At 60.6% G+C, this 26,621-nt stretch carries 23 protein-coding genes; 6 read left to right on the forward strand and 17 right to left on the reverse strand.

From position 1 onward, the window contains the following. Window positions 1-16: 16 nt before the first annotated feature. Genes efeB through efeU form a run of 3 tightly spaced genes read right to left on the reverse strand, consistent with a single transcriptional unit; the run spans window position 17 to window position 3,390 of the window. Complete coding sequence (gene efeB / locus HUW52_RS16520; RefSeq protein ID WP_016986781.1) at window positions 17-1,315, reverse strand: iron uptake transporter deferrochelatase/peroxidase subunit; 1,299 nt, start codon at window positions 1,313-1,315, stop codon at window positions 17-19. Between the two features lie 18 nt (window positions 1,316-1,333). After that, on the reverse strand, window positions 1,334-2,533 hold the full coding sequence (gene efeO, locus HUW52_RS16525; RefSeq protein WP_175554272.1) for an iron uptake system protein EfeO: 1,200 nt from the start codon (window positions 2,531-2,533) through the stop codon (window positions 1,334-1,336). 8 nt (window positions 2,534-2,541) lie between these two features. After that, complete coding sequence (gene efeU, locus HUW52_RS16530; protein ID WP_016986779.1) at window positions 2,542-3,390, reverse strand: iron uptake transporter permease EfeU; 849 nt, start codon at window positions 3,388-3,390, stop codon at window positions 2,542-2,544. A 285-nt stretch (window positions 3,391-3,675) separates the two neighbouring features. Between efeU and HUW52_RS16535 the strand changes: the two genes are divergently transcribed. The 6 genes from HUW52_RS16535 to HUW52_RS16560 all read left to right on the forward strand — a co-directional run bounded on the left by HUW52_RS16535 (window position 3,676) and on the right by HUW52_RS16560 (window position 10,626). Then, entirely contained in the window at window positions 3,676-4,692 is a 1,017-nt protein-coding gene (locus tag HUW52_RS16535; protein WP_175554273.1) for an AraC family transcriptional regulator, read from the forward strand. 227 nt (window positions 4,693-4,919) lie between these two features. Continuing rightward, complete coding sequence (locus tag HUW52_RS16540; protein ID WP_175554274.1) at window positions 4,920-6,584, forward strand: AMP-binding protein; 1,665 nt, start codon at window positions 4,920-4,922, stop codon at window positions 6,582-6,584. A 16-nt stretch (window positions 6,585-6,600) separates the two neighbouring features. After that, on the forward strand, window positions 6,601-7,362 hold the full coding sequence (locus tag HUW52_RS16545; RefSeq protein ID WP_175554275.1) for an SDR family NAD(P)-dependent oxidoreductase: 762 nt from the start codon (window positions 6,601-6,603) through the stop codon (window positions 7,360-7,362). Window positions 7,363-7,374: 12 nt separating this feature from the next. After that, window positions 7,375-8,568 (forward strand): acetyl-CoA C-acyltransferase, encoded by a 1,194-nt coding sequence (locus HUW52_RS16550; RefSeq protein WP_175554276.1) that lies wholly within the window; start codon window positions 7,375-7,377, stop codon window positions 8,566-8,568. Window positions 8,569-8,708: 140 nt separating this feature from the next. Continuing rightward, window positions 8,709-9,836: an acyl-CoA dehydrogenase gene (locus HUW52_RS16555; RefSeq protein ID WP_016986775.1), complete on the forward strand. Its 1,128-nt coding sequence runs from the start codon at window positions 8,709-8,711 to the stop codon at window positions 9,834-9,836. A 16-nt stretch (window positions 9,837-9,852) separates the two neighbouring features. Then, a complete protein-coding gene (locus HUW52_RS16560; protein WP_175554277.1) occupies window positions 9,853-10,626 on the forward strand; it encodes an enoyl-CoA hydratase in 774 nt (257 codons plus the stop codon). Window positions 10,627-10,895: 269 nt separating this feature from the next. On the opposite strand, the gene HUW52_RS16565 is transcribed toward HUW52_RS16560, so the two are convergent. The 14 genes from HUW52_RS16565 to arnB form a co-directional block, all read right to left on the reverse strand. Further along, window positions 10,896-12,047: an acyl-CoA dehydrogenase family protein gene (locus HUW52_RS16565; RefSeq protein ID WP_003224706.1), complete on the reverse strand. Its 1,152-nt coding sequence runs from the start codon at window positions 12,045-12,047 to the stop codon at window positions 10,896-10,898. Window positions 12,048-12,050: 3 nt separating this feature from the next. After that, entirely contained in the window at window positions 12,051-13,157 is a 1,107-nt protein-coding gene (locus tag HUW52_RS16570) for an enoyl-CoA hydratase/isomerase family protein (protein ID WP_016986773.1), read from the reverse strand. A 230-nt stretch (window positions 13,158-13,387) separates the two neighbouring features. Further along, window positions 13,388-14,074 carry an HPP family protein gene (locus HUW52_RS16575; protein WP_016986772.1) on the reverse strand — a complete coding sequence of 229 codons (687 nt, stop codon included), beginning with the start codon at window positions 14,072-14,074 and terminating at the stop codon, window positions 13,388-13,390. Between the two features lie 157 nt (window positions 14,075-14,231). Beyond that, window positions 14,232-15,410, reverse strand: a complete 1,179-nt coding sequence (locus HUW52_RS16580; RefSeq protein ID WP_175554278.1) for an MFS transporter — start codon at window positions 15,408-15,410, stop codon at window positions 14,232-14,234. 197 nt (window positions 15,411-15,607) lie between these two features. After that, window positions 15,608-16,126 (reverse strand): GNAT family N-acetyltransferase, encoded by a 519-nt coding sequence (locus tag HUW52_RS16585; protein ID WP_175554279.1) that lies wholly within the window; start codon window positions 16,124-16,126, stop codon window positions 15,608-15,610. Window positions 16,127-16,162: 36 nt separating this feature from the next. Beyond that, window positions 16,163-17,758 carry a glycosyltransferase family 39 protein gene (locus HUW52_RS16590; protein ID WP_175554280.1) on the reverse strand — a complete coding sequence of 532 codons (1,596 nt, stop codon included), beginning with the start codon at window positions 17,756-17,758 and terminating at the stop codon, window positions 16,163-16,165. Then, window positions 17,755-19,134: a UDP-glucose/GDP-mannose dehydrogenase family protein gene (locus tag HUW52_RS16595; RefSeq protein WP_123449961.1), complete on the reverse strand. Its 1,380-nt coding sequence runs from the start codon at window positions 19,132-19,134 to the stop codon at window positions 17,755-17,757. The genes HUW52_RS16590 and HUW52_RS16595 overlap by 4 nt, the downstream gene beginning before the upstream one ends. Continuing rightward, on the reverse strand, window positions 19,131-19,535 hold the full coding sequence (arnF, locus tag HUW52_RS16600) for a 4-amino-4-deoxy-L-arabinose-phosphoundecaprenol flippase subunit ArnF (protein ID WP_175554281.1): 405 nt from the start codon (window positions 19,533-19,535) through the stop codon (window positions 19,131-19,133). Before arnF ends, HUW52_RS16595 begins: the two co-directional genes overlap by 4 nt. Beyond that, complete coding sequence (gene arnE / locus HUW52_RS16605) at window positions 19,532-19,876, reverse strand: 4-amino-4-deoxy-L-arabinose-phosphoundecaprenol flippase subunit ArnE (protein WP_123449959.1); 345 nt, start codon at window positions 19,874-19,876, stop codon at window positions 19,532-19,534. The genes arnF and arnE overlap by 4 nt, the downstream gene beginning before the upstream one ends. Continuing rightward, complete coding sequence (arnT, locus tag HUW52_RS16610) at window positions 19,873-21,525, reverse strand: lipid IV(A) 4-amino-4-deoxy-L-arabinosyltransferase (RefSeq protein WP_175554282.1); 1,653 nt, start codon at window positions 21,523-21,525, stop codon at window positions 19,873-19,875. Before arnT ends, arnE begins: the two co-directional genes overlap by 4 nt. After that, window positions 21,522-22,406, reverse strand: coding sequence for a 4-deoxy-4-formamido-L-arabinose-phosphoundecaprenol deformylase (arnD, locus tag HUW52_RS16615; RefSeq protein WP_175554283.1), 885 nt, complete (start codon window positions 22,404-22,406; stop codon window positions 21,522-21,524). The genes arnT and arnD overlap by 4 nt, the downstream gene beginning before the upstream one ends. Continuing rightward, the gene (arnA, locus tag HUW52_RS16620) at window positions 22,406-24,397 is read right to left on the reverse strand and encodes a bifunctional UDP-4-amino-4-deoxy-L-arabinose formyltransferase/UDP-glucuronic acid oxidase ArnA (RefSeq protein ID WP_175554284.1); all 1,992 of its coding nucleotides are present in this window, start codon (window positions 24,395-24,397) and stop codon (window positions 22,406-22,408) included. Before arnA ends, arnD begins: the two co-directional genes overlap by 1 nt. After that, complete coding sequence (gene arnC / locus HUW52_RS16625; protein WP_016986762.1) at window positions 24,394-25,419, reverse strand: undecaprenyl-phosphate 4-deoxy-4-formamido-L-arabinose transferase; 1,026 nt, start codon at window positions 25,417-25,419, stop codon at window positions 24,394-24,396. The genes arnA and arnC overlap by 4 nt, the downstream gene beginning before the upstream one ends. Further along, window positions 25,416-26,564, reverse strand: coding sequence for a UDP-4-amino-4-deoxy-L-arabinose aminotransferase (arnB, locus tag HUW52_RS16630; protein ID WP_175554285.1), 1,149 nt, complete (start codon window positions 26,562-26,564; stop codon window positions 25,416-25,418). Before arnB ends, arnC begins: the two co-directional genes overlap by 4 nt. Between the last annotated feature and the right edge of the window lie 57 nt (window positions 26,565-26,621).

A 26,621-nucleotide genomic window follows, 5' to 3' on the forward strand; every position in this document is an offset into this window, starting at 1 on the left:
CAGTTGGGATGTTGTTTTAGGCAGCAGTTTTCGGTTGTGTAGCGTTGAGCAACGAGCGACCGATGAAGTCCTTGTCGCCCGTGACACCCGGCAGGGTGAAGAAGTAGCCGCCGCCGACCGGTTTGAGGTATTCCTCAAGGGGCTCGCCGTTAAGGCGGGTCTGCACGGTGATAAAGCCTTTTTCCAGATCGGCCTGGTAACAGATGAACAGCAGGCCCATGTCGAGCTGGCCGTTCTTGTTGACGCCGTTGGAATAGTTGAATGGCCGGCGCAGGATCAGGTTGGCCTGAGTCGCGGCCGTGCGCGGGTTGGCCAGACGAATGTGCGCGTCGAGTTTGGTCAGCTTGCCTTCCGGATCCTTGTGATAATCCGGCACTTCGCTTTCATGTTTGCCACCGATAGGCGCGCCGGTGGTTTTCACCCGACCGAGGATGCTTTCCTGTTCCTGCAACGGCGTGCGGTCCCAACGTTCGACGAAGTTGCGGATGATCCGCACCGCTTGATAGCTGCCGTGCGCCGCCCAGGCCGGTTCGTCACTGCCAGGTTGCACCCAGACGATGCTGTCCATGGCTTTGCCATCGTTGGAGTCAGGGTTGGCCGAACCGTCGCGGAAGCCGAGGAAGTTACGCGCCGATTGTGCCGGCACCCCTGGTTTCGCAGGGGCTTGCGGCGGCACGCTGCCTTCCTGTTTCCAGCGCACCAGCAGCAGATCCGGAAGGTTTTTGACGATGTCGCGCAGGGCGTGAATGTTGGTGTCGGCGGTGTTCGAGCAGAACTGCAGGCTCAGGTCGCCGTGGCAGCAATCGGCTTCCAGCGCATCGTTGGGGAAACCGACCATGCGCATCAGTCGTCTGGGTTTTGCATCGGCCAGACCGAAGCGTTCGTCGAACAGCGACTCACCGACGGAAACGGTGATGGTCAGGTTATCCGGCGTGACGTTCGGGCCGAGAATCCCGGAATCCGGCGGCGGCAGTTTCGGATCGATCTGCGCCACCGGGCCGCCCTTCATCAGAAACGCAATGCGCTCGTTGAGCGTGCGGAACAGCCGCTCCAGATCTTCACGATCACTGGCCAACACATCGAACGAGACGAGCATGCCCGACGCCGGACGCGGGGTGACGATGCCGGTCTGGTGCACGCCGTGGAAATCGTGGCGGTCTTCAGTCTTGTCGCTGCTCGGTGCTTCGGTGACTTGTGCTGGCGCGGCAGCCATGGCCGGGCAGCTCAGGGCGGAACCGGCGAGGGCGACACCCGCGGCGCCCATACCCATCAGGACGCGGCGACGTTGCAGGTTGAGGTTTTCTGAATCTTTCATCGGGAATTTGTCTTCTGCTTACAGGCCGGAGAGGCCGAGGGCGGGATCGATGCCATCCAGTGCGTCGGCCAGGGCCTGCGCCTTGTCGGCGATCTGCTTGCGTTGTGCGCCGCTGATGGAGTCGTAGCTGGCGTAGCCGTCCTTGATCTTGTAGCTGTCGAGTTCGCTGTCGAAATCCGCCAGTGCCTTGTCGATTTTCGGCAGCAGGTCAGCGGCAGATTTGCTCAGCATCGGCCGCAGCAGGTCGACGACTTTGCGCGCGGTTTGCGCGTTGGCGGCGAACCCGTTGAGGTCGCTGTGGCTGTAGCGTTCTTCTTCACCGCTGGCAGCACGCACGTCGGCCAAGGTGTTGAGGTTGCGCACGACGATGTTGACCAGTTGCTCCGGTGGCAGCGATTGCGCGAGCAGTTGCTGTTTGAGTGTGGTCACGTCGCTGAGCAGGCGTTGGGCGACCGGTGTCAGATCGTCGAGTTTGCGTTGCTGGAACAGGCCGAATTCGAGACGGTGGAAACCGACGAACGCTGGATCCTGCTCGCGTTTTTCGAAGTAATCGGCGCGGGCGTTGATGCTGTTGTCCAGTTCGGCCAGACGCTGCGCGGCCGGCGCCAGATGTTGATAAGCCGCACGCGCGGGCAGGTACAACGCCTGGGCTTGGCTGAGATCACCGCTTTCAATCGCTTGATTGAGCGCCGTGACGGCTTTGATCAGCGCGCTGCCCTGGCTGGCCAGATACACGCGGAACTCCGACAGCGGCCCGACGAAAGCGACCATTGATGGTTTGGCTTTGGCGGCAGCGTCGGAGGCGGCGGTTGGCGTCACGTGCAAGGTGCCGCGCGGGTTGCTCAACAGGCCGCAAGTGATCGCATAGTCGCCGGGTTGCAGGTTGGCGTTGATCACTTGGCTGAGGCCCGGCGCGATGTTTTCGCGTTCTTCGACAACGAGCACGCCATCGAGAATTTCCCATTCCACCGCACGGTCGGAGCGATTGACGATGCGGAAACTGGCGCGGCCAGCCGGCACCGTCAGCGCGTTCGGCTCGCAATTGCCCGGATGGATATTCACCACCACTTCATCGTGGTTGTGCTGACGCTTGGCCGCGGCCATTTTCGACGCGTAATAAAACAGACCACCGGCGGCGATCATCACCACCACCGAACCGGCCACCGCCCAGCGCAAGGCGCGAGGAGGGGAGGCCTGAGGAGTATTAGGCTTTGACATGAATGCCCTTATTGACTGGAAACTGAAGACGATTTGGCGGCTGTGGGTGTCGCCGGCGCGGTGGGATAGAAAAACATCACCAGCGCCACCACCAGATAAATCAGATACGCGCCGAGGGTGCTGACAGTCGGCGCATCCTGATAACCGAACATGCCGGCCAGCACCGAGCCCAGCGGGCCATCCATTGGCAACGTCGCGCTGAAGTCGAAGAGCACGGTTTGCAGGTGATTCCACAACCCGGCTTCATGCAGGGCTTGCACCGAGTTGGCAAGAATCCCGGCGGCCACCACCAGAATGAACAGGCCGGTCCACTTGAAGAACGCCGAAAGATTGAGGCGCATGCTGCCGCTGTAGATCAGGAAGCCGACAATGATCGCCAGAATCAGCCCGAGCAGAGCACCGATGGGCGCGCCCGGGCCTTCGCTCTGCTGAAACACGGCGAGCAGGAAGAACACCGTTTCCAGACCTTCACGGGCGACAGCGAAAAAGACCATGGCGATCAGTGCGATCACCTGATGTTTCGAAGACGTCAGCGCCTCATCCAGCGAGGCTTGCAGCGAATGCTTGATCGAACGCGCCACTTTGCGCATCCAGAACACCATCGAACTGAGAATACCCACGGCCACCAGGCCGACGATGCCTTCGAACAGCTCCTGCTGCTTTTGCGGGAATTCGGCACTGACCAGTTCCAGACCACCGCCGACCAGCAGGGCGAGGGCAGCGGCGAGGAATACGCCGATCCACACGGCAGGCATCCATTGACCACGACCGGTCTGTTGCAGGTAGCTGGCGATAATGCCAACGATCAGCGCGGCTTCAATGCCTTCGCGCAGCATGATCAGAAAGGGAACGAGCATTCGGTGTCCAACAAGTCATTCGAAGAGGTTACAAGTTGTAACATAATGACAAGCATTCTCACATGACATTGATTGACATAAACCTGAACAGTTGCTGAACGACCTGAATTTTTGCCCCAACACAGAACCCTGTGGGAGCGAGCTTGCTCGCGAAGGGGGCTGACCGGTCGACATCTCTGTGACTGAACCAACGCTTTCGCGAGCAAGCTCGCTCCCACAAGGGATCGGAGTCGGGTTTGGGGTAAGATGCCGGTCAATTAAAAACAACAAGGTTCATCGCGCTCCATGTCGGAAAAAGACACCATCGCCGTTCAACTGGTGCGTGAAGCGCTGCTGCAAAGTTGTGCCCCGGGCACAGCCACCGAAGAGGTCTTGAACAAGGTCGGGATTGATCCGGCGTTGCTGCAAACCGAGCACGGCCGGGTGCCGGCCTCGCAGTACGCGAAACTCTGGCGGTTATTGGCGCGCCGTGGCGACGACGAGTTCTTTGGCATGGACCCGCGCAAGCTCAAGTCCGGCAGCCTTGAATTCCTCTGTCGCAGCGCGATGGCGCAACCGACGCTGGCAGAGGGGTTGAGCACAGGTTTGAGCTTTCTGTCGTTGATGCTTGAGCGCATGCCGGCGCAACTGGTGCATCAGCAAAGTCTGGCGGAAATTGTCTTGCTCGAAGACGATCCCGAGCCGCGCCGCGCCTTTACCTATTTCACCTACTGGATGATTGTCCATGGCGTGGCCTGCTGGCTGGCCGGGCGGCGGATACCGATTCTGGCGATTGAATTGCGCTGTGCGGCGCCGGACTTCACCGATGACTACCGGGTGATGTTCTCGGAAAACCTGCGTTTCGAGCGGCCACGGACACGGATGATCTTCTCCGCCGATTGCCTCGATCTGCCGATCAAGCGCACTGCCGAAGAGCTGAAACGTTTTCTCGCCCAAGCCCCGGCCAACATTCTGGTCAAGTACCGCGACCCGGAGAGCCTGGCCAGTCGGATCAAGCAGGATCTGCGGCAACTGCCCGCTGAACAATGGCCGGAAACCGAAGCGTTGGCCCAGCGACTGTGCATGTCCGCCTCGACACTGCGCCGCCGTTTGGCCGAGGAAGGGCAGACCTATCAAGGCCTCAAGGACAGCGTGCGCAAGGAATTGGCCATTGTCTGGCTGGCGGAACCTTCTATCAGTTTTGTCGAGATCGCCAGTCGATTGGGGTTTGCCGATGCGAGTTCGTTTTACAAGGCGTTTCGCAAGTGGTCGGGGTCCAATCCCGGGCATTACCGCACGTTGATCCTGAATGAGGTTGTCTGAGCCGGCCTCTTCGCGAGCAAGCTCGCTCCCACATTTGGAATGCATTCCCCCTGTGGGAGCGAGCTTGCTCGCGAAGAGGTCAGTCCAGGCAACACAAAACTTGAACCTTGGCCAAACCAGTCAGCCACTTTGATGGCTTTGACCATTGCCCCAGTCCCCGCACAGCGCGACTATCCCTCTGTTGTTTACGCTTCCCAGCCTAATAAAAACACAGAGGGATTCTGGCAATGCGCGATTACTTGTCTGCCACCGCACAGTTCAACTATCAGCACACCGTGGATGCCGCGCTGAGCGGTACGCTTGAGGCGCTCAACGCCTGCGTCGAATGCTGCGACCGCCACGCCTTGCCGGGGCGCATTGCGCTGTTCTGGGAGGGCCGCGACGGCGCCAGCGCGACATACACGTTCAGCGATCTGCAGGACAAAGCCGCACGTTTGGCCAATTTCCTCCTCGCCCAGGGCGTGCAGAAGGGTGACAAGGTCGCCGGCCTGCTGCCGCGCAATATCGAATTACTCATCACCGTGTTGGCCACCTGGCGCATCGGCGCGGTGTATCAGCCGTTGTTCACCGCGTTCGGCCCCAAGGCCCTTGAGCATCGCCTGAACTGTTCCGGCGCTAAAGTCGTGGTCACCGACGCGGTCAACCGGCCAAAACTCGCTGACGTCGCTGACTGCCCGACCCTCGTCACCGTCGGCGGTGCGAAAGGCCAGGGCATCGTCCGTGGAGACTTCAGCTTCTGGGCCGAACTGGCCAACTATTCCAATGTGTGCGAACCGGTACTGCTGACCGGCGAAGACCCGTTCTTGCTGATGTTCACGTCCGGCACCACCGGCCCGTCGAAAGCGCTGTCGGTGCCGCTCAAAGCCATCGTCGCGTTCCAGAGTTACACCCGTGATGCCGTCGATCTGCGCCCGGAAGATTCGTTCTGGAACGTCGCCGATCCGGGCTGGGCCTACGGCATCTACTTCGGCGTCACCGGGCCGTTGTCGATGGGCCATCCGATCACGTTTTACGATGGCCCGTTCACCCTCGAAAGCACCTGTCGGGTGATCAACAAATACGGCATTACCAACCTCACGGGTTCACCGACGGCTTATCGTTTGCTGATTGCTGGCGGCGATGAGTTCGCCAAGTCGATCAAAGGCAAGCTGCGCATCGTCAGCAGCGCCGGCGAGCCGCTGAACCCGGAAGTCATCCGCTGGTTCGCCGATAACCTCGACGTGGTCATTCACGACCATTACGGCCAGACCGAACTGGGCATGGTGCTGTGCAACCACCACGGCCTCGACCACCCGGTACATGTCGGTGCTGCCGGTTTTGCCTCGCCGGGGCACCGCATCGTCGTGCTGGACGACCAGTACAACGAACTTGGCGTCGGCCAGCCCGGCATTCTTGCCATCGACCGTCCGCAATCACCGATGTGCTGGTTCGGCGGCTATGCAGGCGCGCCAACCAAGGCCTTCGTCGGCGATTACTACTTGAGCGGCGACACCGTGGAATGGAACCCGGACGGCAGCATCAGCTTCGTCGGCCGCAGCGATGACGTGATCACCACGTCCGGCTACCGCGTCGGCCCGTTCGATGTGGAAAGTGCGCTGATCGAACACCCCGCAGTGGTCGAGGCGGCGGTGGTCGGCAAACCGGACCCGGAGCGCACCGAACTGGTCAAAGCCTTCGTGGTGCTGAGTGCGCAATACCGCGCCGCGCCGGAGTTGGCCGAAGAACTGCGCCAACACGTACGCAAGCGTCTGGCCGCGCACTCATACCCGCGTGAAATCGAATTTGTCAGCGAATTGCCCAAGACCCCAAGTGGCAAATTGCAGCGCTTTATCTTGCGCAACCAGGAAATCGCCAAGGCTCAAGAGGCCGCGGCGCATAACGTTTCAGCTTGAACCGAAGGAAACAGTCATGCAGATCGAGAACAAGGTTTTTATCGTCACTGGCGGCGCATCCGGCCTGGGTGCCGCCACCGCTGAATTGCTGGTGAGTGCCGGCGCCAAAGTGATGCTGGTGGACATGAATGCCGAAGCCGTGGCCGCTCAGGCGCAGCGTTTGTGCGCGCAAAGCGTTGTCGCTGACATCAGCAACGAAGTCGCCGCTGAAGCCGCCGTGCAAGCCACCGTCAAAGCCTTTGGCAGCCTCAACGGTCTGGTCAACTGCGCCGGCATCGTGCGTGGCGAGAAGATCCTCGGCAAGAACGGCCCGCATGCGTTGAGCAGCTTTGCTCAGGTGATCAACGTCAACCTGATCGGCAGTTTCAACATGCTGCGTCTGGCCGCTGCGGTCATCGCCGAAAGCGAAGCCAATGCAGACGGCGAGCGCGGTGTGATCATCAACACCGCTTCGGTCGCAGCGTTCGACGGCCAGATCGGCCAAGCGGCTTACTCGGCCTCCAAAGGCGCGATCGCCAGCCTGACGCTGCCAGCCGCCCGCGAACTGGCGCGCTTCGGCATTCGCGTGATGACCATCGCCCCAGGCATTTTCGAAACGCCGATGATGGCCGGCATGACCCCGGAAGTCCGCGACTCGCTGGCCGCCGGCGTACCGTTCCCGCCGCGTCTGGGCAAGCCTGCCGAGTACGCCGCGCTGGTTCGGCATATCATCGAAAACAGCATGCTCAACGGCGAGGTGATCCGTCTCGACGGTGCCTTGCGCATGGCCGCCAAGTAAGGAGGATTAGTCATGACTATTTCCAACGATCCGATTGTTATCGTCAGCGCCGTGCGCACGCCAATGGGCGGTTTTCAGGGCGAACTGAAAAGCCTCACCGCACCGCAACTCGGTGCTGCAGCGATCAAGGCAGCGGTTGAGCGCGCCGGTGTCGCCAGCCATGCAGTCGATGAAGTGTTGTTCGGTTGCGTATTGCCTGCGGGCCTCGGTCAGGCGCCCGCGCGTCAGGCGGCTTTGGGCGCCGGGCTGGATAAATCGACCCGTTGCACGACGGTCAACAAGATGTGTGGCTCGGGCATGGAAACCACCATTCTCGCGCACGACATGCTGATCGCCGGCAGTGCCGATGTGGTGATTGCCGGTGGCATGGAAAGCATGTCCAACTCGCCGTATCTGCTCGATCGTGCCCGCGCCGGTTATCGCATGGGCCATGGCCGCGTGCTCGACTCGATGTTCCTCGACGGCCTCGAAGACGCCTACGACAAGGGCCGCTTGATGGGCACCTTCGCCGAGGATTGCGCTGAAACCAACCACTTCAGTCGAGAGGCCCAAGACGCCTTTGCCATCGCCTCGACCACCCGCGCGCAGCAGGCGATCAAGGACGGCAGCTTCAAAGACGAAATCGTCCCGCTGACCGTGACCGTCGGCAAAGAGCAGGTGCTGATCAGCCATGACGAGCAGCCGCCGAAAGCCAAACTCGACAAAGTGGCCTCGCTGAAACCGGCGTTCCGTGAAGGCGGTACGGTGACGGCGGCGAATTCCAGTTCGATCTCTGACGGTGCGGCGGCGCTGGTGCTGATGCGCCAGTCGCAGGCGCAGAAACTCGGACTGAAACCGCTGGCGGTGATTCACGGTCATGCCGCGTTTGCCGACACCCCGGGCCTGTTCCCGGTGGCGCCGATTGGCGCGATCAAGAAGCTGATCAAGAAAACCGGCTGGTCGCTGGGTGACGTCGATCTGTTCGAGGTCAACGAAGCGTTCGCCGTGGTCGGCATGGCGGCGATGACACATCTGGAAATTCCCCATGACAAGTTGAATGTGCATGGTGGGGCCTGTGCGCTGGGCCATCCGATCGGTGCCTCTGGCGCGCGAATTCTGGTGACGTTGCTCTCGGCCTTGCGCCTGCGGAAGCAGAAACGCGGCATCGCGGCGATCTGCATCGGCGGCGGCGAAGCCACGGCCATGGCTGTGGAATGCCTCTACTGAAACAAACGCCAATCCCTGTGGGAGCGAGCCTGCTCGCGAAGGCGTCGTGTCAGCCAGCATTGGAGTTGAATGACACACCGCATTCGCGAGCAGGCTCGCTCCCACAGGATTTGTGTCTGAACTTGAAGTAAGGATTCACCATGATTCCCAACGAAGACCAAACCCAGATCCGCGACATGGCCCGGCAGTTTGCCGAGGAACGCCTGAAGCCGTTCGCCGCCGAGTGGGATCGCGAGCACCGTTTTCCCAAGGAAGCCATCGCTGAAATGGCCGAACTGGGCTTCTTCGGCATGCTCGTGCCGGAGCAGTGGGGCGGTTGCGACACCGGTTATCTGGCCTACGCCATGGCCCTGGAAGAAATCGCCGCCGGCGACGGCGCCTGCTCGACGATCATGAGCGTGCACAACTCGGTCGGTTGCGTGCCGATCCTCAAGTTCGGCAACGACGATCAACGTGAGCGTTTCCTCAAACCATTGGCCAGCGGCGCCATGCTCGGTGCCTTCGCATTGACCGAACCGCAGGCCGGCTCCGACGCCAGCAGCTTGAAAACCCGTGCACGGCTGGAAGGCGATCACTACGTGCTGAACGGTTGCAAACAGTTCATCACCTCCGGGCAAAACGCCGGGATCGTCATTGTCTTTGCGGTGACCGATCCGAGCGCCGGCAAGCGCGGTATCAGCGCGTTTATCGTGCCGACCGATTCGCCGGGCTATAAAGTCGCCCGCGTCGAAGACAAGCTCGGCCAGCACGCCTCCGACACCTGCCAGATCCTTTTCGAAGATGTGCAAGTGCCGGTGGCCAACCGCCTGGGTGAAGAGGGCGAGGGCTACAAAATCGCCTTGGCCAACCTTGAAGGCGGCCGCGTCGGCATCGCTTCGCAATCAGTGGGTATGGCCCGCGCGGCATTTGAAGCAGCGCGTGATTACGCCCGTGAGCGCGACACCTTCGGCAAACCGATCATCGAGCATCAGGCCGTGGCATTCCGTTTGGCCGACATGGCCACGCAGATCGCCGTCGCCCGGCAGATGGTGCACTACGCCGCAGCCCTGCGTGACAGCGGCCAACCGGCACTGGTCGAGGCGTCAATGGCCAAACTGTTCGCCTCGGAGATGGCCGAGAAGGTCTGTTCGATGGCATTGCAAACGCTCGGTGGTTACGGTTACCTCAACGACTTCCCGCTGGAGCGCATCTACCGCGACGTGCGTGTCTGCCAGATTTACGAAGGCACCAGTGATATTCAGCGCATGGTCATTTCGCGCAATCTTTAACAAGGAATTTTTATTCATGACGTACGAAACCATTCTGCTCGAAACCCACGGCCGCGTTGGCCTGATCACCCTCAACCGCCCACAGGCGCTGAACGCGTTGAATGCGCAGTTGGTCAGCGAAGTAAACCAGGCCCTTGATGCACTGGAGGCGGATGCGAACATCGGTTGCATCGTCCTCACCGGTTCGAAAAAGGCCTTTGCCGCCGGTGCCGACATCAAGGAAATGGCCGAGCTGACTTACCCGCAGATCTACATGGACGACCTGTTCAGCGACAGCGATCGTGTGGCTAACCGACGCAAGCCAATCATCGCGGCGGTCAACGGTTTCGCCCTTGGCGGTGGCTGTGAGCTGGCGTTGATGTGCGACTTCATTCTGGCTGGCGACAACGCCAAATTCGGCCAACCGGAAATCAACCTCGGCGTGTTGCCGGGCATGGGCGGCACCCAGCGCTTGACGCGCGCCGTCGGCAAAGCGAAAGCCATGGAGATGTGCCTGAGCGGACGCTTGATCGATGCGGTGGAAGCCGAGCGTTGCGGTATCGTCGCGCGGATCGTGCCGAGTGATGAGTTGCTCGATGAAGCGTTGAAGGTTGCGGTAGTGATCGCCAGCAAGTCGCTGCCGATTGCGATGATGGTCAAAGAGAGCGTGAATCGTGCCTTTGAAGTGAACCTGACGGAAGGCGTGCGCTTCGAGCGTCGAGTGTTCCATGCGGCGTTTGCCACGCAGGATCAGAAAGAAGGGATGGCGGCGTTTATTGCCAAGCGTGAGGCTGAGTTCAAGGGCAAGTAAATGCGGTGCCTGAGCTGACGCCTTCGCGAGCCTGCTCGCGAAGCTTTTATGGCTTGATAGACATCAAAGTCAAGAGCCCCTCACCCTAACCCTCTCCCGGAGGGAGAGGGGACTGATTGGGGGATATTTCAGATTTACGCCGACCTGAAAGTGCTTTATTGAATCCATAATCGACCCGGTCTTTCAGGTCGATGGATAACGCCAGACACCTCGGTCGGCCCCCTCTACCTCTGGGAGAGGGCTGGGGTGAGGGAAAGGGGCCAACACCATTACAACTGATAGTTCTTCAACTCCCGCGCAATCACCATCCGCTGAATCTCGCTCGAGCCTTCATAGATCTGGGTAATCCGCGCATCGCGGTAATACTTCTCGACCGGATAATCTTCCAGATAGCCATACCCGCCATGAATCTGAATCGCCGACGAGCAGACCTTCTCGGCCATTTCCGAAGCAAACAGCTTGGCCTGCGAGGCCTCGGACAAACACGGTTTGCCCGCCGTCCGCAGACGCGCCGCATGCAGGATCATCAGCCGCGCCGCGTTGATCTGCATGTGCATGTCGGCGAGCAGGTTGGCGATGCTCTGGTGTTCATTGATCGGTTTGCCGAACTGGATACGATCACGGGAATACACCAGCGCGGCTTCAAACGCCGCGCGGGCGATACCCAGAGCCTGAGCGGCGATGCCAATGCGTCCGCCTTCAAGGTTGGACAGGGCAATTGCCAGACCTTTTCCACGCTCGCCAAGCAGATTGGCCTCGGGAATGCTGCAGTTGTTCAGCGTCACCGCGCAGGTATCAGAGGCACGGATACCCATCTTGTGCTCGGTGCGATCAACGATAAAACCGGCGGTATCGGTCGGCACCAGAAACGCCGAAATACCTTTCTTGCCCAGGTCCGGATCCGTTACCGCAAACACGATCGCCAGCTTCGCCCGTTTGCCGTTGCTGACAAATTGCTTGGCGCCGTTGATCACCCACTGGCCGTCACGCAGTTCGGCACGGGTGCGCAGGTTGTGCGCCTCGGAGCCGGCCTGCGGTTCGGTCAGGCAGAAGCAGCCGATGGTTTGCCCGCTGGCCAGATCCGCCAGCCAGGTCTGTTTCTGCGCTTCGCTGCCGTAATTGAGCACCGGCCCGCAGCCCACTGAGTTGTGGATGCTCATGAACGCGCCGGTCGCGCCGTCACCGGCGGAAATCTCTTCCACGGCCAAGGCGTAGGCAACGTAATCGACATAGGTGCCGCCCCATTCCTCGGGCACGACCATGCCGAGCAACCCGAGCTCACCCATCTTCGCGACGAGCGCGTCGTCGATCCAGCCAGCCTTTTCCCAGGCCTGCGCGTGGGGCGCGATTTCGCCACGGGCAAAGTCCCGGGCCATGTCGCGAATCATCACTTGTTCTTCAGTCAGTTCGAGATCGTGCATGGCTCAGCTCCCGCTCTCATCAAAGCCTTGGAAGAAACTCGCGACATGGCCTGCGTCCAGCGCGGCGAGGGTCGGCGGGTTCCAGCGCGGTGTCTTGTCTTTATCGATCAGCAGGGCGCGCACGCCTTCGATCAGGTCGCCACGGGCGAACCACTGGCGATCCAGATGCAGCTCCAGCGCAAAGCAGTGTTCCAGGCTCAGGTGGCGACCGCGACGAAGCATTTCCAGGGTCACCGCCATGGCCAACGGCGAACGCGTTTCCAGCAGATTGGCGGTGGTGGTCGCCCATTCATGACTGTCGGCGACGGTCACCGCACGCAACTGCTCAACCATGCTCGGCACATCCGGCAGGGCGAAGAAGTGGTCGATGGCTGGGCGCAAGGCCTCAAGTGGCGCGTCGGGCAGGGTTTGTACGGCGTGTTTGGCCAACAGGTTTTGCAGCGCCTTGAGCGGCGTGTCCTGCCATTCCATCTGGTCGAGTCTTTCGTCGAGCAGCGCCAGTTTGCTGCTGTCCAGATACCAGTCGGCGAGGCCGCAATACAGCGCATCGGCGGCACGAATCTGCACGCCGCTGACGCCCAGATAAATCCCCAGCTCACCGGGAATGCGCGGCAGGAAATAACTGCCACCGACATCCGGGAAATAACCGATGGCCACTTCCGGCATCGCCAGACGGCTCTTCTCGGTGACCACGCGCAAATCCGCGCCTTGTACCAGGCCCATCCCTCCGCCGAGGACAAAACCGTCCATCAGCGCCAGCACCGGTTTGCGGTATTGATGAATCGTCAGATCGAGGGCGTATTCCTCGACGAAGAAATCTTCGTGCAGCGTGTCGCCGCTTTTGAAACTGTCGTAAAGGGAACGGATGTCGCCACCCGCACAGAAGGCTTTTTCACCGGCACCGCGCAGGACCACGGCGTGAACATTGGTGTCAGTCGCCCAGGCATCGAGCTGCTGTTGCAGCAAACGCACCATGTCGAGGGTAATGGCGTTGAGACCGGCGGGGCGATTGAGGGTCAGGTGACCGATATGATTGCGAACCTCGGCCAGCACTTCGTGTTGCGTGGCATCCATGGACGGTGTCCGCTGGGATGAAGCCTGAGCTGTCATCAGTAACTCCCTGCTTTTATTGTCTTTATTCGAGAAGCTCGCGCGCGAGCGTTACCGGATCGTAACAGTGCAAATTTGTCGTGTACAACCGGGATATTCGCAGGGGGAGTTTGCGTTTTTACCTTGGTCGAAAATGTGCGCGCTCATGTAGGAGCTGCCGCAGGCTGCGATCTTTTGACTTTGATTTTAAAGATCAAAAGATCGCAGCCTGCGGCAGCTCCTACACAGAGTCAACGGAAGGTTTGGGTAATGCTGCGGCGCTTGGCGTGCAGTTCGCTGGCGTGGATCAGTTGTTCGAGATCCTCGGGGGTGATGTCGATGAAGGCTTCCATCTCGGCCAAGGCAAGTTTCAGGTCTTCGGCGGTGATCGCCTGACTGTCGACCGGCCCAAGCACCGGCGCCGGTTCCGTCGGACGTTTCGGATAACGAATGCGCGTCAGGTTGTTGTAGGCGAGGGCACTGAGCAGCATGCACGCCGCGCCGAGCATCACCGGTTCCATGGCTTTCCAGTCCATGGCGATGGTCGCCGGATCGGCCAGCACCAGCGTCAGTGCCAACGCTCCGGCCGGCGGATGCAGACAACGCAGCCAGCACATCAGAATCAACGCCATGCCCGCCGCCAGACAGGCGCTGCCCAAAGTCCGGCCGAGCACATGGGCCACCAGCAACGCGACGACACCAGCACACAAATACCCGCCGAGAATTGACCACGGCTGAGCGAGAGCACCGGAGGACACGGCAAACAACAACACAGCCGATGCCCCCAGCGGGCCGATCAGGTGATAGGCGACTTCATGGCCGAACACCTGCGCGCACAACCACACACTGAACAATGTGCCCAATGCCATGCCGATGGCGGCACGGCTCCATTCGGTGGGGCGGGTGTTGATGGCGGCGGGCAACCAGCGAGCGAGCATGTGAATCCGATCCTTGCAGCAAATCCGAGGCAAAAAAAAGGACTTGTCCGGCATATCCGGAAAGCCCTCGAAGCGTTCCAACATTGGGGGAGGAACGTGCACAGTTTGCCGATCAATCTCGATGCTGACAAATTCATATTAATGCAGCTTTAGTGCATTATTTTTGAATTGAAGCAACTCGACGGCCACTGACGAAGCACAAATAGCCGCCCACTGCCGCCAAGGCGCTCAAGGCATAGAACATGCTCGGCGCCGACGTATGCATCAGCAGAAACCCGCACATGACGGGGCTCGCCGCGCCGCCCAGGGCCGCAAGGTTCTGCGCGCCGTAATAGCTGCCGCGCAGTTCTTCGGGAGCCAGGGTGTCGACAAACAGGAAGTCTGCCGGATAGATGATCATCTCGCCCAAGGTGAAGATGAACATCGCCACGCACCAGCCGACCAGACTGTCGGCCAGACTGAAGCCGATCAGCCCGACGATGAACAACGCGGTGCCGCCGGCAATCCAGTGGCGCAGGTGTTCGCGGCTGAGTAAACGGCCGATCTGGTACTGCAACACAATCACCGTGATCGCGTTGCAGGCGAGCAGGGCGGCCATGGTGTCCAGGGTCTGTTGCTGGGTATGCGTGACCAGCAGGTATTGCGACAGGTACAGGGTGAAACGCCCGTGTACCAACGTACTGAGCAGGCAACCCAAGGTAAACAGGATCATCGTGCGATCGTTTTTCAGGATGATCAGGGTTTTCAGAAAACTTTGTGGCTGAGCGACGATTGAGGGAGGATTTGCTTCGCGCGCGGGACCGAGCAGCAGAAAGAGGCTGCCGATGGCAATCGCGCCTGCGACGATAAACGGCGCTGACGGCTGAACGCCGGCAATCACCACGCCGATCATCGGGCCGACGGCGTAACCGATGTTGGTCAGTGTGTAGTTGAGGGAAAACGCCTTGACCCGTTGGCCCACCGGCAGATTTTCACTGAGGATGGCTTTGGAGCAGATCAGGAACAGCGCCGACGCCGTTTCGCTGATGATCAGCACCACGGTGACCAGATACAGATTCTGCGCGAAGGTCAGCAGGATCAGACCGATACCACTCGAGAGCATGATCAGGATCAGCAACCGGCGCTTGTCGAGCCGATCGATGATGTAGCCGCCGTACAACGACAATAGCGTGGCGCTGAACACCGCGATGCCCAACAGCAGACCGACGTCCTGTGGGTTGAGGCCGAGCTTGTTGCTGAGGAACAGCGTCAGTAGCGGGCTGATCAGCGCACGGCTGATGACGACGGTCAGCGAACTGATCATCAACCGGCGGATGAGGCGTGAGTAGGTGGCCACGAAGGGTCAATGTCCTTATTTCAAATGCCTGGTGGGCGTACGTCATCCTCACCGGGCGGCCATCACCGGTCAAGCTGCCACAACACTATCCCTGTGGGAGCGAGCTTGCTCGCGAAAGCAGTTTGTCAGTCAACATCCATGTCACAGGACCACCGCATTCGCGAGCAAGCTCGCTCCTACAGGGGGGTGTGTGGTCTTCAGGAAAGGGGCAGGCGCATGGCGCAGCGCCGCTCTGCGGGAAAGCCATAACGGACTTCGGCTTGCAGCGCATCGCGTAAATGGCGATCGGCTTGTACATTCGCCAACTCGACAAACCCCAACCTCTGATAAAACGGCGCATTCCACGGCAGATCGCGAAAGGTGGTCAGCGTCACTGAGTTCAACTGCATCGCGCGCGCTTGTTCAATGACGGCCGCAACCAGTGCGCGCCCCATGCCTTGTCCTTGAAAAGCCTGACTGACGGACAGCTCCTCAATGTGCAGGTGCTGATCGATAGCTACAGCACGAACAAATCCAGTCAGTTGCCCGTCGCTATTTGCCGCAACCCACACGTACGCCTGTTCGATGGCCAGCAGATGTCGCGCAGCAGCGGGCACCTCGGCATCAGCCAGCCATGCCAGTGAAGGATCAAGACGAAACAATTGCGCTGCCGAGCGCTCGATCGCGGGGAGGGCAACCGCGTCAGCGAGGCTGGCGCGGCGTACGTCGATGGTCATGTTGAGGCGCATCCTGCCGATCAAAAGGTCGACAGGTTACGGTTTCAGCCACAGCAATACATAGTCGTTTTTGTCGAAACGCCCACTCAACACCGGCTGCGCGTTTTCCAGCGGTGTGGCCTTGAGGGATGGCAGATCACTGCGATCCATCATCAACCACGCCGGACCTTTGAGCGCCTCCAGCTGCTGCACCGAGTCGCTGAACTGCGGTTGCAGATCCTGCGAGAGATTGACCATGAACTTGATCGCCTTCGCGTCCTTGCCCATGCCGTGCAACACCAGTGGCGCCGGATTTTGCTGAACCTGGGCGAACACCGCGAGACTGAATGTCTGCGTGTCATACAGGCGCCGCTCCACCGGTTCAAACACTGCCGCATACACCGTCCATAGCGCCAACACGGCACACAATGCCAACAGTTCGGCGCGCCAACGCGGGACCAACAATCTCGACAGAGCCAGCAACTGAAAAACGCCCAACGCGATCAAGACAACAGAAACTTCACTCAACTGCTCGGGAAAGCGCCGTTGGGCAACCAGCAAAACCACCAGCAACAAGCCCGGCGTGACCAGCCACAAGCCCATGAGCAAACCGCGCAAATAGCGGAACACGCGCCCGTGCGCGACCTGAAACGGATACGCCGCAATGATCGCCGCCATCGGCAGCATCGGCAGCACATACCGGGCCTTCTTCGCCTGCGGAATCGAAAGCCCGAGCATCACGATCAACCCCGCCGCCGCGCAATACTGCACCAAGCGCAGCGCCGGGCCACGTTGCTGCGGTTTGCTTAGCCAGGCCGCCGCCAACACCAGCAATGCCAACGGATACGCCAGCGCATAGTTACCGAGCGAGCTGGTGAAGTAATACAGCGAACCACTGACACCTTCGCTGCCGTCCATGCGCCCCATGAACTGCATGCGAATCACGTCCTGCAAGAAGACCGGGCCACCGCTGAGTTTCGCCAGCCACAACAGCAGGCCGACACAGGCTGCGAGCAACAGCGAAGCCAACACGCCGAACACCAGCAGCCGCGACCATTCACGGTTGAGCAGGTAATAGCTGCACAGCATACCGGTCGGCACCACCAGCCCGATCGGCCCGCGAATCCCGAAACCCAGCAAGAGCAATACGAAGATCAGCGGCCAACGACGTCCGCCGCCAAAATGATCATGGGCATAACCCAGATAGAACACCGCAAACGCCACCGCCGCGAGCATCAAATCCTGCGACACTGCGCGCACTTCTGTGACGAAACCGCTGGTCAGCATCAGCAAGGCAATACTGATCAACGCCCAACGCCGTGAGTACGGAGCCAGCAGTCGATACATCAGTGTCACGATCAACGCGCCCGCGAACGCACTTGGCGCCCACGCAGTCAACGCATTCACCGCGCCGAACGGCAACGACAGCAGCCAGATAAACAGCGTCGAAACCGCTGAATAATCCGCGTACGGCTGACCATAAGTGGTCGGAAACACCGTCGGCCCATGGCGCAGCATTTCCTGCGCAAACAGCACAAACCGCGAGTCGAAACCGATCGGAGCCTGCCCGTAGACCCCGGCCATGAACACTAAAAACGCCAGCAGCCCTGTGATCAGGGACTGCCGGCGAATCTCGGGCGATAACGCGATCAAGCGACGTCGGACGCGTGCGGCCACTGTTGCAGCGGGATCGGCAATTTGCGCGATTCGCCACGGCCCATCGGGAAGTACTGGAAGCCGTTGCGCGCCAGACGCTCGGCGTCGTAAAGGTTGCGCCCGTCAAAGATCACCGGGGTGTTGAGACGCTGTTTGATCAGATCAAAATCCGGAGCCTTGAACTGCTGCCACTCGGTGCAGATGATCAGCGCGTCGGCGCCGGGCAATACCGATTCCGGCGTGCCCATCAGCATCAGTTTCGACTCGTCCGGGTAGAGGTTCTGGGTTTCCTGCATGGCTTCCGGGTCGAACGCGCGCACGCTGGCACCGGCCGCCCACAACTCTTCCAGCAACACCCGGCTCGGTGCATCGCGCATGTCATCGGTGTTGGGTTTGAATGCCAGGCCCCACAGGGCGAAGGTCTTGCCGCGCAGATCACCCTTGTAGAACGCATTGATACGCTCGAACAACTTGTGTTTCTGCCGCTGGTTGATCGCCTCGACCGCTTGCAGCAAGTCGCTGGAGCAATGCGCTTCTTCGGCGCTGTGGATCAGCGCGCGCATGTCTTTCGGGAAGCACGAGCCGCCATACCCGCAGCCCGGGTAGATGAAGTGGTAACCGATGCGCGTGTCAGCACCGATGCCCTGGCGCACCGATTCGATGTCGGCACCCAGGTGTTCGGCGAGTTCGGCAATCTGGTTGATGAAGCTGATCTTGGTCGCCAGCATGCAGTTGGCGGCGTACTTGGTCAGCTCGGCGCTGCGCAGGTCCATGAACATGATGCGGTCGTGGTTGCGGTTGAACGGCGAGTACAGATCACGCATCACGTCGCGCACTTCATCTCCCTCGCAGCCGATGACGATGCGGTCCGGACGACGGCAGTCGGCAACCGCCGAGCCTTCCTTGAGAAATTCCGGGTTGGAGACGATATCGAACTGCAGCAGGCGGCCGACCTTGATCAAGGCTTTTTCGATGTGCGTGCGCAGGGTATCGCCAGTGCCCACCGGCACCGTGGATTTCTCGACGATGATCAACGCCTGCTCACGATGCCGGGCAATCGCGTCACCCACCGACAGCACGTAGCGCAGATCCGCCGATCCATCCTCACGCGACGGTGTACCTACCGCGATAAACGCCACCCGACCATGCTGCACGGCGAGTTTTTCATCAGTGGTGAATTGCAGGCGTTTCGAATCCAGACCTTCACGCACCAGGCTGGCCAGCCCCGGTTCGAAAATGCTCACGTGACCCTGACGCAACAGGTCGACCTTCTTCTGGTCGACGTCCATGCACACGACATCATGGCCGACTTCGGCCAACACAGCCGCTTGCACCAGACCGACGTAACCGCTGCCAAATACTGTGATTTTCATGGAGCACTCCTGAATGCGGGCGCACGAGCCGGACGAGTGTTGATGGTGATGACCCCGAGCATGACCAGCGCCACGCCCAGTGATTTAGTGAAACTGAAGGATTCGTTGAACAGCGGCAGACTGGCCGCCAGCAGGTACACCAGCGCATAGCTGATGCTCAGCAGCGAGTAAGCGCGGCCCAGCGGCAGGTCGCGCAGGGCGGCGAGCCAGCAGAGCATCGACAGGGCGTAGGCGAAGATCGCCGCGATGACCACGGCCAGCGCGCGCCAATCGAGGCTGTCGCTGTGCAGCCATTGTTCCGGTGCGGGCAGGCGGGTCATGCTCCAGCGCATGCCCAGTTGCGCAGCGCTGACGAGTAACACGCTGCCCAGTGCGAAGGTGATGCCACGACGTTGATTCATGACTGTTGCCCCAGCAAAACCACGCCGCCGATCACCAACGCCACGCCAAGCCAATGCTGGCGGTCGATCGGTTCACGGAAGACGAAGCGCGCGATCAGGGTGATCAGCACGAAGTTGAGGCTGAGCATCGGATAGGCGATGCCGACTTCCAGACGCTGCAACACCAGCAGCCAGACCAGCAGACCCGAGCCGAGGGCGAGCAGGGCCAGCCACAACCACGGCGAGCGCAGTTTGTCGGCCCAGCCCGACTCGACACCGCGCCAGCTCTCCACGGCGTATTTCTGCGCAATCTGACCGAGACAGGTCAGCAGGCACGCAGCCAACAGCAGCAACAGGCTCATGACGCCTCCTTGGGCAGGATCATGATCACCAGGTTGCCCTGTTCGTAACGGATGCCGTCCTTTGGCAATCTGTCGATTTCGTCCAGTTCGTCCTGCCCCTTGACGCGCATCACCACGCCGACTGAACCGCTGCGGCGCGCCTCGCGCATCCACTGTTGCACGTGATCGGGATCGACCCGCTGTTGAATGCCGTCAGGATAGGCAAGGCCATATTTCAATTCGCCTATCGTGTTGTACAACGCCACTTGCGGGGTTTTCAGGCGCCAGGCCAGTGCCGACGCCGCGCCGAGATCGTTGCTCAGCAGGTGGGTGGTTTGCGAAAGTTCGGTGACGTGATGCTTGATGAACTGATCCGGCATCTTGTTGGCGACCACCGATTTCGGCAGCGCCGCTGGCAATACGGCGATCAGCAACAGGCTGCCCAGCGCCGGTGCCGCCCAGCATTGCAGCGGCAGAAAGGCTTGCAGCAGGTTGGCGATGATCCAGCCGATCAACGCAATGAACACCAGCACCATGCTGTGCAGTTCGTGGTCGTAGACCGGTTTGGTCAGTTGCAGATAGACCAGCGCAATCAACGTGACGACGCCCAGCAACAGATTGAGCAGACCATTGATGCTCAGCGCGCGACCTTGCTCAAGACGCAAGCGGTCGGCCACGGCGTTACCGAGCAGCAAGGCCATCGGCAGCAGGCACGGCAGGATGTAGGTCGGCAGTTTGCCGTTGGCCAGGCTGAAAAACCCCAGCGGCATCGCCAGCCAGAGCAGCACAAAGACCATTTTCGACTGAGCGCGGTTTTGCCAGGCTTGCTTGAACGCAGTCGGCAGCAACCCCACCCACGGCAGACTGAACGCCACCAGCAGCGGCAGATAGAACCACCACGGCGCATCGTGTTGCGCGTCATCACCGGCAAAGCGACGAATATGTTCGTGCCAGAAGAAGAACCGCCAGTAGTCCGGCTCCTGCGCATGCACCGACAGCACCCACGGCAGACTGACGATGATCGCCACGGCAATCGCCACCGGGCCAAACATCAGCAGTTCACGCCAGCGCTTTTGCCAGAGCATCCACGGCAGCGCGATCAACACCGGCAGCAGCCAGGCGAGAAAACCCTTGGTCATGAAACCCATGCCGCAGGCCAGCCCCATTACCGCCCAGGCTGCCATGCGCTTGCCGCCGGTGTGACTGTCGAGGGCAAACCACAGCGCCACCAGACTCAGGTTGACCCAGAAGGTGAATTGCGGATCGAGGTTGGCGTAACCGGCCTGACCCGCGACCACGGTAAAACTCATGTAGAGCAGGGCGCAGACGAAACTTTTGCGCGGTTCGTTCCACAAGCGCCGGGCGACCAGATAGCACAGCAGCACACTCAATCCAGTGCTCAGCGCCGACGCGAAACGCACACCGAACAGGTTTTGCCCAAACAACTCCTGACCCAGCGCGATCATCCAGTAACCGGCAATCGGCTTCTCGAAGTAGCGCAGGCTCATGAAGTGCGGCGACACCCAGTTGCCGCTCAGCAGCATGTCCTGACTGATCTGTGCGTAGCGAGTTTCGTCGGGAATCCACAAGCCGTGTGTGCCCAGCGGCAGCAGATAGGCCAGCAAGCAAATGACCAGCAACAGCAGTGGCAGCGTCCAGCGTTTAGTCATGCGCCTTGCACTCCCAGCCAGCCTTCACGGCCGTCGAGGGCGCCGCGTTGCACGCGACCCACGGGCAAGGTGTTGAAGAACTCGGGCAGCAAATCGCCCAGCGGTTTGAAATCGATATCTCGCTGGCGCGCATCGGCCAGCAATTGACGAAAATCTTCAGCCATCAGAATCCCTTCTACTTCGGCGTGAATGGTGTAGACGTTGAGCTGTTGCGGGCGAAAGTGATCGAGGATGAAACCGTTGAAGTCCCGCGCCGCTACGATCGGTCCGACGACTTCGTCGAAGGTCGGCAGGTCCACCGGAATCTGCGGCGTGCCCGGTGTGCCGTCGGCCAACAGTGGACGAAACAGGCGTTGCCCTCGGCAATCGCTGTTGTAGCGAAAGCCGAAGGCTTGTTTGGCCTCGATCACGCGCTCGTCGGCACGCCAACCAGCGGCGGCGGAACAGTCGACTTTCGCGCCGAGAATGTCGCTCAAGGTGTCGACGCCCTGACGAATCTGCTCGATCAGTTGCTTATCGCTCCAGGTCCCGGCGTTGGCCTGCCAGCCGTGGTGATCCCACGCATGCAGGCCAACCTCATGACCGGCATCGCGGGCCTGACGCATCAAGTGCCCGAGATCACGGCCAATCGGTTTGCCCGGCCACGCGGTGCCGGCCAGCAGAATGTCCCAGCCGTACAGGCCGGCCGCGTTGGAGCGGAGCATTTTCCAGAGAAACTGCGGGCGGATCAGGCGCCACAGATGCCGGCCCATGTTGTCGGGGCCGACACTGAAGAAAAACGTTGCCTTGATCTGCGCCTCGTCGAGCATTTCCAGCAAACGCGGCACCCCTTCACGGGTGCCGCGAAAGGTGTCGACGTCGATGCGTAGACCGGCCTGCATTAGCGCTTGTCCGCTTGTTCGAGCATGGCTTCACGCAAGAAGAAGTCGAGCGTGTTGCCAATGGTCTCGCGCATTTCCACGGTCGGCGTCCAGTCGAGCAGACGCTTGGCGTTGGCGATGCTTGGCTTACGGTGTTCGACGTCCTGATAGCCCGCGCCATAGAACGCCTTGCTCTCGACGTCGCGGAAACCGGCGAACGGCGGGAAGTTATCGCGCAGCGGATGCGCTTCGAACTGACGCAGCAGCTCTTCACCCAATTGACGAATGCTGGCTTCGTTGTCCGGGTTGCCGATGTTGATGATCTGGCCGTTGCAGACGTCGTTGTCGTTATCGATGATCCGTGCCAGCGCCTCGACGCCATCAGCGATGTCGGTGAAGCAGCGTTTCTGCTCGCCGCCGTCGAACAGGCGGATTGGCGTGCCTTCGACCAGATTGAGGATCAATTGGGTGATGGCGCGCGAACTGCCGATGCGTGCCGAATCCAGACGATCAAGGCGCGGGCCCATCCAGTTGAAAGGACGGAACAGGGTGAAATTCAAGCCTTTGGCGCCGTACGCCCAGATCACCCGATCGAGCAGTTGTTTGGACACCGAGTAGATCCAGCGCTGCTTGTTGATCGGCCCGACCACCAGGTTCGAGGTGTCTTCGTCGAAGTGCTTGTCCTGGCACATGCCATAGACTTCCGAGGTCGACGGGAAGATCACGCGCTTGTTGTACTTGACGCAGTAGCGCACCAGTTTCAGGTTTTCTTCGAAGTCGAGTTCGAACACGCGCAGCGGGTTGCGGGTGTATTCGATCGGCGTGGCGATGGCCACCAGCGGCAGGACCACGTCGCACTTCTTGATGTGGTACTCGATCCACTCGGAGTGAATGCTGATATCGCCTTCGACGTAGTGGAAGTGCGGGTGGCTGCGCAGACGGTCGATGGCGTCGGAACCGATGTCCAGGCCATAGACTTCGTAGCGGTCGTCACGCAGCAGACGCTCGGACAAGTGATTGCCGATAAAACCGTTAACGCCGAGGATCAGCACGCGGGTGCGACGTGGCGCACGACCGGATTCAGCACCGCGCAGCAGCGAGCCATCGACCAGACCGAGTTCACTGGCCAGTTGCGGGCCGCTGAGGAACAGACCGTTGTCGTTGCGTTGACCGGAGAGGATCACCAGCGAGTCTTCACCGCAGGCAATGCGCAGCGGATCGACGCTGATCACCCGGCCCGGCGCCTGGCCGTCGTTGCCCTTGGCAACTTCGGCGCTCCAGACGATCAGTTTGTGTTCACCGACAGCGCAGAAGGCGCCCGGATACGGCTGAGTCACGGCGCGCACCAGATTGAACAGTTGCTCGGCCGGTTGCGCCCAGACCAGTTTGCCGTCCGCGGCGGTACGGCGACCGAAAACGGTAGCCTTCGATTCGTCCTGCGCGGTTTCGCTGATTTTGCCTTGCAGCATCGCAGGCAGGGTGTCACGCAACAGATCCACGGCGGCGGTGCGCAGCTTGCCGTGCAGGCTCAACGCGGTGTCGCTGCGTTCAATGGCAACACGCTGCTGGGCAACGATGGCGCCGGCATCGGCACGTTTGACCATGCGGTGCAACGTGACACCGGTTTCGGTCTCGCCGTTGACCAGCACCCAGTTCGCCGGGGCGCGGCCGCGGTAGCTCGGCAAAAGCGAGCCGTGCAGGTTGAACGCGCCTTTTTTGGCCAGGGCCAGCAGCGGCTCGCTCAGCAGGTTGCGGTAGTAGAAGGAGAAGATGTACTCAGGGGCGAGCTTGGCAATCCGCTCGATCCACAACGGGTGGTTGACGTCTTCCGGGGCATGCACCGGGATGCCTTTGGTGGCGCACAGTTGCGCAACCGAGCCGTAAAAAGCGTTTTCTTTCGGGTCATCCGCGTGAGTGAACACCGCTGCGATGTCATAGCCGCTGTCGAGCAGGCCTTGAATGCCGGCGCAGCCAATATCGTGGTAAGCGAAGACAACAGTTTTTGCACTCATGAGTGAACCTGACCGGTAGTAGAAGTAGTAGTGGAGAGACCATCAACGGTGACCGCAGGCGCCGGCTCGGCGGCGTGGCTGCGCAAGACTTTTTCAATGAAGAAACGCGGGCGGGCGCGCACGTCGCTGTACATGCGCCCGAGGTATTCGCCGAGCAGACCCATGCCGATGAACTGGCCACCGGTGAACACGAACAGCACGGCGAACAGCACGAACATGCCGTCACCGGCCCAGCCGGAACCGAACGCCAGGCGCATGACGATCAACGCAAATGCAAACAGCAATCCAAGCCCGGCCATGGTGAAACCGACGATGCTGAGCAGGCGCAAAGGTGTGGTGGTCATGCAGGTGATCAGGTCGAACATCAGGTTGATCAAACGCATCGGGCTGTACTTCGAATCGCCGTGCTCACGTTCGGCGTGGGCCACGACGATTTCGGTGGTGTGGCGGGCGAAGCTGTTGGCCAGAATCGGGATGAAGGTGCTGCGTTCACGGCAGGCCAGCATGGCGTCGATGATCGTCCGCCGGTAAGCGCGGAGCATGCAGCCGTAGTCGCTCATGGCGACGCCGGTAGAGCGCTGCACGGCGAGGTTGATCAGCTTCGACGGATAGCGGCGCAGGGCCGAATCCTGACGGTTGCCGCGCACGGTGCCGACGACGTCGTAACCCTTTTCCGCTTCAGCTACCAGGCGCGGGATTTCTTCCGGCGGGTTCTGCAGATCGGCGTCGAGGGTGATCACGACATCGCCTTTGCACTGTTCGAAACCGGCCATGATTGCCGCGTGCTGGCCGTAGTTGCGGTTGAGGATGACCGCCACGAACGGGCTGTCTTCACGGCTCGCGGCTTCTTCCAGAAGGTTGGCGGATTCATCACGGCTGCCGTCGTCGACGAGGACGATTTCATAATCGTGACGCAGCATGCGGCAGGCCGCTTCAGTGCGGCGCAGCAGTTCCGGCAGGCTGTCCTGTTCGTTGTAGACCGGGATGACGATCGACACACAGCGGATCGGATAAGGTTTCACAGGCGTTTGTCCATAAGAGTGGCGATGGCGCCGACCACGCGATCAAGGTCTTGATCGCTCATGTCGGGGAACAACGGAATCGAGCACAGCCGCGCCGAGTTCCATTCGGTGTTGGGCAGATACAGATCGGGGTCACGCTGGCGATACCAGGTGTGCAGGTGGGTGGCGATGAAATGGATACCGGTGCCGATGCCCTGGTCCTGCAAGCCTTTCATGAAGGCTTCGCGATCCATGCCGCAGCGCTCGCTGTCGAGGCGCAGGATGAACAGGTGCCAGGCGTGGGTCTGGGCGTAGGCAGGTACGGCCAGCGGTTGCACCGGCAGGCCTTCGAGTTTTTGCCGGTAGGCGGCAGCCAGTTCGGTGCGGCGGGCGTTGATTGCGTCCAGACGCTCCAGTTGCACCAAGGCAATTGCAGCGTTGATGTCGGCGAGGTTGTATTTGAACCCCGGCTCCATCACTTGCGCCTGCGGTTTGCGGCCACCGGTGAGGCGATCGTAGGCGTCAACGCCGAGACCGTGGAACTTGAGCATGCGCACACGGCTGGCCAAGGCTTCGTCGTCGGTGACGAACATCGCGCCTTCGGCACAGGTCATGTTCTTGATCGCATGGAAGGAGAAAATCGCCGTGCCTTGCGCGCCGACATGACGGCCCTTGTAACGGGTGCCAGCGGCGTGGGCGGCGTCTTCGATGACGGCGATGCCGTGTTTGTCGGCCAGCGCGTACAGCGGATCAAGATCGAACGCGGCGCCGGCGTAATGCACCGGGATGATCGCTTTGGTGCGTGGGGTGATGGCGGCTTCGATGCGTGCGGCGTCGGTCATCAAGGTGTCGCGATCAACGTCGACGAACACCGGCGTGGCGCCGAGCAGGGAAATCATGTTGGCGGTCGAGACCCAGGTCTGCGACGGGGTGATGACTTCGTCACCCGGGCCAATGCCCAGGGCCAGCAAGGTAATGTGCATGCCGCCAGTGGCGGACGAAAGTGCCACCGCGTGACGACAGCCAACGTATTGCGCGAATTGTTCTTCGAGTGCCTGATTTTTCGGTCCGGTGGTGATCCAGCCGGAACGCAATACTTGCTCTACGGCTGCGATTTCTTCATCGCCGATACTCGGACGAGAGAAGGGGAGAAACGCCTGACTCATGAACACCTCATCACAAACAATCAGAAGAAAACCAAGTCGACAAACTGGATCCAATCT

The organism is Pseudomonas sp. 43A, assembly GCF_013363935.1.
Lineage (GTDB): Bacteria > Pseudomonadota > Gammaproteobacteria > Pseudomonadales > Pseudomonadaceae > Aquipseudomonas > Aquipseudomonas crudilactis.